7 protein-coding genes and 1 pseudogene are annotated in these 6,660 nt (G+C 62.9%); all 8 read right to left on the bottom strand.

The window, feature by feature from the left end; all coding sequences use genetic code 11:
* Positions 1 to 50 precede the first annotated feature (50 nt).
* A complete protein-coding gene (gene sucC / locus Q7O19_RS12645; RefSeq protein ID WP_303810858.1) occupies positions 51 to 1,250 on the bottom strand; it encodes an ADP-forming succinate--CoA ligase subunit beta in 1,200 nt (399 codons plus the stop codon).
* Positions 1,251 to 1,289: 39 nt separating this feature from the next.
* The gene (gene mdh / locus Q7O19_RS12640; protein WP_303810857.1) at positions 1,290 to 2,252 is read right to left on the bottom strand and encodes a malate dehydrogenase; all 963 of its coding nucleotides are present in this window, start codon (positions 2,250 to 2,252) and stop codon (positions 1,290 to 1,292) included.
* Positions 2,253 to 2,374: 122 nt separating this feature from the next.
* Positions 2,375 to 3,487 (bottom strand): cell division protein ZapE, encoded by a 1,113-nt coding sequence (zapE, locus tag Q7O19_RS12635; RefSeq protein ID WP_303810856.1) that lies wholly within the window; start codon positions 3,485 to 3,487, stop codon positions 2,375 to 2,377.
* Complete coding sequence (locus Q7O19_RS12630; protein ID WP_022678927.1) at positions 3,480 to 3,965, bottom strand: PaaI family thioesterase; 486 nt, start codon at positions 3,963 to 3,965, stop codon at positions 3,480 to 3,482. Before Q7O19_RS12630 ends, zapE begins: the two co-directional genes overlap by 8 nt.
* A 40-nt stretch (positions 3,966 to 4,005) precedes the next feature.
* Entirely contained in the window at positions 4,006 to 4,350 is a 345-nt protein-coding gene (locus Q7O19_RS12625) for a hypothetical protein (protein WP_303810855.1), read from the bottom strand.
* A 7-nt stretch (positions 4,351 to 4,357) separates the two neighbouring features.
* The gene (locus Q7O19_RS12620; RefSeq protein WP_303810854.1) at positions 4,358 to 4,852 is read right to left on the bottom strand and encodes a hypothetical protein; all 495 of its coding nucleotides are present in this window, start codon (positions 4,850 to 4,852) and stop codon (positions 4,358 to 4,360) included.
* Positions 4,853 to 4,968: 116 nt separating this feature from the next.
* The gene (gene iaaH, locus Q7O19_RS12615) at positions 4,969 to 6,414 is read right to left on the bottom strand and encodes an indoleacetamide hydrolase (protein WP_303810853.1); all 1,446 of its coding nucleotides are present in this window, start codon (positions 6,412 to 6,414) and stop codon (positions 4,969 to 4,971) included.
* A 19-nt stretch (positions 6,415 to 6,433) separates the two neighbouring features.
* Positions 6,434 to 6,660, bottom strand: a pseudogene (locus tag Q7O19_RS12610) (succinate dehydrogenase iron-sulfur subunit); the annotation flags it as partial.

Below are 6,660 nucleotides of genomic sequence, written 5' to 3'. Positions count from 1 at the left end.
TAAAGCCCTGCGTGATGACGCGGGTGTTTGCGTTGACGAGAATGCTCATCTCAAGCGGCCTTTTTCACTTCAGCAACGATCTTGGCCGCTGCATCACCCAGATTGTCGGCCGACACGATCGGCAGGCCGGAGTTGGCGAGGATTTCCTTGCCCAGTTCGACGTTGGTGCCTTCCAGGCGCACCACCAGCGGCACCGACAGGCTGACTTCCTTCGCAGCGGCGATGATGCCTTCCGCGATGATGTCGCAGCGCATGATGCCGCCGAAGATGTTGACCAGGATGCCCTGCACAGCCGGATCCTTCAGGATCAGCTTGAAGGCGTTGGTCACCTTTTCCTTGTCGGCGCCGCCGCCGACATCGAGGAAGTTGGCCGGCTCGGCGCCATTCAGCTTGATGATGTCCATGGTTGCCATGGCGAGGCCGGCGCCGTTCACAAGGCAACCGATGTTGCCATCCAGCTTGATGAAGGCAAGATCATACTTCGATGCTTCGACTTCGGCCGGGTCTTCCTCGGTCAGGTCGCGCAGTTCGACCAGATCGGGGTGGCGATAAAGCGCGTTGGGATCGAAACCGACCTTGGCATCGAGCACCAGCAGCTTGCCATCATCCGTTACGGCGAGTGGGTTGATTTCCATCTGGCTGGCATCGGTGCCGATGAAGGCATCATAGAGCTTCAGCGTGACGTTTTCCGCCTGCTTGGCGAGCGGGCCGGTCAGGCCCAACGCGGCAGCGACGGCGCGGCCATGGTGCGGCATGGCGCCAGTCGCCGGATCGATGGTGATGGTGTGAATCTTTTCGGGGTGGTGATGCGCCACGTCCTCGATGTCCATGCCACCTTCGGTGCTGGCAACGATGGCGATGCGGCCGGTAGCACGATCGACCAGCATCGCGAGATAGAGTTCCTTGGCGATATCAACGCCGTCGGTGACATAGAGGCGGTTGACCTGCTTGCCGGCGGCACCGGTCTGGATCGTCACCAGCGTGTTGCCCAGCATGTCGCTCGCCGCCGCGCGCACGTCGTCGGCGCTGCGGGCCAACCGTACACCGCCCTTGGCTTCCGGCGGCAGTTCCACAAACTTGCCCTTGCCGCGGCCACCAGCGTGAATCTGCGCCTTCACGATATAGAGCGGGCCCGGCAACTTGGCCGACGCGGCCACCGCTTCCTCGACGCTCATCGCGGCATAGCCGACTGGCACCGGAACGCCGAATTTGGCCAGCAATTCCTTGGCCTGATACTCATGGATGTTCATTGGAAATCCCTATCCCTTAGTCAGCCTTGCAGGCGAAATTCACGCCAGCGACGGGTCGATGCCCTTGCAGGCCGTCAGCAGCTCTTTCACCGCATCCACGCTCACCTGGAAATTGGCTTTTGCAGACTGCGACAATTCGATCTCCACGATGCGCTCGACGCCGCCGCCGCCGATGATCACTGGCACGCCGACATAAAGATCGGAAACGCCATACTGGCCGGTCAGGTTCACGGCGCAGGGCAGCAGACGCTTCTGGTCGTACAGGTACGCCTCGGCCATTTCGATGCCGCTAGTGGCCGGTGCATAATAGGCGCTGCCGGTTTTCAGCAGGGCGACGATCTCGCCGCCGCCGGAACGGGTGCGTTGGATGATGGCGTCGATGCGCTCCTGGGTGCTCCAGCCCATCTTGATGAGATCGGGCACCGGGATGCCGGCAACGGTGGAGTATTCGATCACCGGCACCATCGTGTCGCCGTGGCCGCCGAGCACGAAGGCGTTGACGTCACGCACGCTGACCTTGAACTCGTCGGCAAGGAAATGGCGGAAGCGAGCGGAATCAAGCACGCCCGCCATACCGCACACCATGTGGTGCGGCAGGCCCGAGAACTCGCGCAGCGCCCATACCATGGCATCCAGCGGGTTGGTGATGCAGATCACGAAGGCGCCGGGTGCGTGGGCCTTGATGCCCTCCCCCACCGCCTTCATCACCTTCAGGTTGATGCCCAGCAGATCGTCGCGGCTCATGCCCGGCTTGCGGGCGACACCAGCGGTGACGATGATCACATCGGCGCCAGCGATATCGGCATAATCGTTCGAACCCTTCAGGTTCACATCAAATCCTTCGACTGGCGCGCACTGGGCCAGATCGAGCGCCTTGCCCTGCGGCACGCCTTCCACCACATCGAACAGCACGATATCGCCCAGCGCGCGCTGCGCCGCGAGGTGAGCCAGCGTGCCGCCGATGTTGCCGGCGCCGATCAGGGCGATTTTCTTGCGAGCCATGGTGGTCTCCGTCTGAATGAGAATCTGAACGATTCTGGCAAAATGTCGCAGGCTGGATAGAGCGCGGCGGCGCACTGTGCAACCGCAGCAAAGCCCTATCCGGTGAAAACTGGGAGGCGGTTTCAGCCGCCGTGGCCAAGCGCCAAGTAGGCCGCGGACTGCATCTCCATCAATCGGCTGGCGGTGCGTTCGAATTCGAAGCTGGAATCGCCGGCCGGATAGAGTTGATCAGGCTGGGCATCGGCGGCCGCGACAAGCTTGACCTTCTGCTCATACAGCGCATCGATCAGGTGGATAAAGCGGATCGCCTCGTTGCGGTTTTCAGGGCCAAGCCTGGGAATGCCGACGATCAGCACCGTGTGATAATGGCGGGCGATGGCGAGATAGTCAGCCGCACCCAGCGGCTGCCGGCACAGCCGGCCAAAGCTGAACACGGCGACGCCCTTCAGCGATTTGGGCACGTGCAGGAAACGGCCGCCGGGCAGCGACAGTTCGGCCGTGGGCACATGCTCGCGGTCTTCGGGCGGATAATCGGTCATCTGGAAGAAGGCGGCGGAGAGCGCGGCGGTGGCTTCGGGGCCATTGGGGACATGCCAGGTCTGGGTGCCGCCAAGCCGGGCCAGGCGATAATCAGTCGGCCCGTCCAACGTTACCACGTCCAGCCTGGCTTCGATCAGGGCGATGAAAGGCAGGAACAGATGACGGTTGAGTCCATCCTTATAGAGATCGCGCGGGGGGCGGTTGCTGGTGGTCACCACCGTCACGCCCCGCTCCAGCAAGGCGGTGAACAATCGGGACAGGATGGCGGCGTCGGCGATATCCTTCACCTGCATCTCGTCGAAACACAGCAGGCGGGCGGATGTGGCGATCTGATCGGCGACGCTGATCAGCGGATCAGCATCACCGGCTTGGCGGCGGGCGTGGATGGCACCGTGCACCTCGGCCATGAATTCATGGAAATGGGAGCGGCGTTTGGGAGATACAGCCGAAGCGGAGAAGTACAGGTCCATCGCCATGGACTTGCCACGCCCCACGCCGCCCCAGATGTAGAGGCCCTTCGGGGCATCGGGCGGCGCCTTGCCGAACAGACGGCCAATCAGGCCGGGTGTTTCGACAGGACGTTTCAGCGCCGTTTCCAGCGCCGCCAGCCGGGCCACAACCGCCGCCTGCGCGGCATCGGGCTTCAGTTCGCCCGCCGCCAGCAGTTCGGCATAGCGGCCAGCAACATCAGTCAACCTGCGTCTCTCCCGGGCGCGTCGCATGGCCCTCAGCCGTCGGCCGTGCCGGGCGCGGGATCTTGCGCATGGTGCCGGTGAAGCTGGAGAGGTTGACGCCATCCTGAGTGACGAGGCCGCGCACGAACAGCATCTTGCCGGTTTCCTTCAAGATTTCACCGTGCGCCTCGATCGGCTTGCCGACGATCCCAGCTGAAAGAAAATCGGTCGCGCAGCTCAAGGTGACGGCGGCAGAGTTTTCCAACTGGCGGAAGATGAAGGCAAACATCGCCATGTCGATGAACGACATGATGAACCCGCCATGCAGATATCCGAGGCCATTCGAATGCTTGCGCGCCGTTTCCATGCGGCATTCCACCCCGCGCGCGCCTTCGCGGAAGAAGAAATCGCCCAGCATCGAGGCAAAGCGGCCATCGGGATCGCGGCGCCAGCAGGTCCAGCCCGCGTTGGGGCCTTCGGTGAATGTTTCGCGAGACATGGGAACAGCGGTTAGCGCCGCTGCTGCGCCGCGTAAAGCATCAGCGATGCACGGACGCCAGCAGCCATTGCGCGGCGGCCCGCCAGTTCAGCGGCGTCGCCTGCAGCACCGCGGCAAATTGCGCCTGTGCCTCGGCAAACCGGCCCAAGGTGCGCAACTGCGATCCCATCACATAATGATGGCGCGCCAGCGCGGCAGGTTGAGCCACCAGCGCCTCACCATGTTTTTCGATCAAGCGCTGCCGGCCGACGATGCCCTTGTCCAGGCTACGAGTGAGGCTGTCGGGGCTGTCGTGGGCGACCGCGAGTGGTTCATTTATATAGTGGAACCGCGCCCCGATGCGGGCAAGGCGCAGCACCAGATCCCAATCCTGAAAGCGTGGCATCGCCGGATCAAAGACTCCCACGCGTTGGAAAATCGCCCGGGTCATGGCCCAACAGATCCACCACCTTGCTCCGCGCTTCAGCGATCTGCGGGAAATGGGTGAGCATTCCAATCAGCAGCACGCCCAACATCAGGCGCGGCGGTGTCGCCCAAGGCAGACCTGGGATTGCAATGGCCACATAGGATGGCCAAGCCACCATCAGGAACATGTAGATCGCCAACAACTTGAAAAATGGCGCGTTGTCGGCCTTGTCCACGTCCGGCAGCAGCCAAAGGCTGACACCGGCCATCACCAGGATCGGAAAGCCGACAAAGCGGAATGCCAGCGTGCCACCGATGGCAACGAGGAAGCCGGTGTACATGGTGAGGAACAGCGCCAGCGCCACAAAGGCAATGCTGGCAAATTTCCACCAGGTGCGGTGATGCAGGCTATTGTATTGCGGCAGAATACGCGCTGATTTGCGATCCCTAGCGGCGTGGGTCGAGAAGGTGACAGCGGTCATGCGCTCACCTGCTCTCTTTGCCTGTCGCGGCTCAAATCCTGCTGCACAGTCCTGCCCATCATGCCAATACTACGGCTGTCGACGGCCAGCATTGCGCAGGCAGCCTATCAAAGCCGTCAAGCCCCTGCAAGCGAAGCTGCTGTGACAGCAGGGGCCGGCATCGGCGGCAGCAGCGCCGCAATAGCCATTCCGATGGCAAGCAGGGCGCGATCGCTGCCAGCCGGGCCATCGAGTTCGATGCTGATCGGCAACCCGCTGGTTTGGCCAAGCCCGCAGGGCATCACCAGCCCGGGCAGGCCCGCCGTGCTGCCGGGCAGGATGTTGCGGCCAATGGCGGTGGCAAACGGCACTTCCACGCCGTTGATCGGAACGACGCGATCAGAGCCGATCGGCGTGGCCGGAACCAGCGTTGTGGGAAACAACAGGGCCGAGATGCGGTGATCGGCAAAGCAGTTAGCCAACAGCTGCTGCAGCGTGCGACGATGGTGATCGCGGGCCATGACATAGGTCGGGTCCGGCATGGCGCTGATCGGTGTGCACAGGCTGAGCGCAGCTTGCACATCAGGGCTGGCCACTTGGGCCGCGAGTTCGGTCAGACTGACCGGCGCATCGTGGGCCGCCAGATACGCGCTGAGCGATGGCAGGAAATCATGGAAGATGACCGGCACGCTGGCTGCATCAACCAGCGCCTGCAGGCCAGATAACTGCACATCAACGATCACGACCCCCGCTGCTTCCAGAACGGCAATGATACCAGCAGTCGCCTCCGCCACTTCGGGATCGAGGCTGGAGAAGAAGAAGGCAAGATCCAGTCCAAGCCGTAAGCCAGCCAGCGGAATAGGCGCCGCAAAAGCTGGCTCCCCGGTCATCACCTCATCGAACAGCAGGATATCGTCCATGCAGCGTGCGTGCGGGCCAACCTGATCGAACAAGGCTGTCATTGGCACCACCCCGGCATTGGGATAGCGGCCCGTCGTCGGCCGAAAACCGAATAACCCGCACAGCGCCGCCGGCACCCGGATCGATCCGGCGGTATCCTCAGCCACACCCAGCGGCGCCATGCCGGCGGCCACGGCAGCGGCTGTACCACCAGAACTGCCGCCGGGGATTCGCGACGGGTCATGTGGATTGCGCACCGCGCCAAAGGCAGCGTTGGAACTCGTCCAGCCAAAGGAAAGCTCGTGGAGATTGGTCTTGCCCAGCACGATGGCACCAGCCTGCCGCAGCAGCGAGACGGCAGCGGCGTCGGTGGCGGGGCGGAAACCTCGAAGGGCGTTGGTCCCGCCGGTGGTGGGATAGTCGGCTGTGTTGATACTGTCCTTAACCGGCACCGGAAGGCCGTGTAGGGGACCGAGCGGCTTCCCGGCGGTGCGGTGGGCATCGGCAGAGCGAGCCTGGGCCAGAACCTGCTCTGCATCAAGATTGATGAAGGCATTGAGATGCGCGCCCTGCCCGCAGCGCGCCAACAGTGCCGTGGCATAGGTTTCGGCAGAAATTTCGCCAGAGGCCATACGAGCAACAGCGGCGCTGGCCGAAAGTTCGCACAGCTCCGTGACGTCCATGGCCGTTTCCTTGCGCGGCTTAACCCGCGCGTTCGAGCATCATCAGCTTGATGTCCGCGATCGCCTTGGCCGGGTTCAGGCCCTTGGGGCAAACATTGGAGCAGTTCATGATGGTATGGCATCGATAGACGCGGAATGGATCTTCCAGCGCATCGAGCCGCTCGCCGGTCATCTCGTCACGGCTGTCAGCCAGCCAGCGATAGGCTTGCAGCAGGATGGCGGGGCCCAAGAACTTGTCGCTGTTCC

Source organism: Sandarakinorhabdus limnophila DSM 17366 (assembly GCF_945882885.1).
Lineage (GTDB): Bacteria > Pseudomonadota > Alphaproteobacteria > Sphingomonadales > Sphingomonadaceae > Sandarakinorhabdus > Sandarakinorhabdus limnophila_A.
Note: the sequence above shows the minus strand (reverse complement) of the source record. Positions and strands in the feature narration are given on the sequence as shown.

Excerpts from the sequence above, each read along its gene's own strand:
- iaaH (WP_303810853.1), bottom strand. The coding sequence starts at position 6,414 with ATGGACGTCACGGAGCTGTGCGAACTTTCGGCCAGCGCCGCTGTTGCT.
- mdh (WP_303810857.1), bottom strand. The coding sequence starts at position 2,252 with ATGGCTCGCAAGAAAATCGCCCTGATCGGCGCCGGCAACATCGGCGGC.
- Q7O19_RS12620 (WP_303810854.1), bottom strand. The coding sequence starts at position 4,852 with ATGACCGCTGTCACCTTCTCGACCCACGCCGCTAGGGATCGCAAATCA.
- Q7O19_RS12630 (WP_022678927.1), bottom strand. The coding sequence starts at position 3,965 with ATGTCTCGCGAAACATTCACCGAAGGCCCCAACGCGGGCTGGACCTGC.
- sucC (WP_303810858.1), bottom strand. The coding sequence starts at position 1,250 with ATGAACATCCATGAGTATCAGGCCAAGGAATTGCTGGCCAAATTCGGC.
- Q7O19_RS12625 (WP_303810855.1), bottom strand. The coding sequence starts at position 4,350 with ATGCCACGCTTTCAGGATTGGGATCTGGTGCTGCGCCTTGCCCGCATC.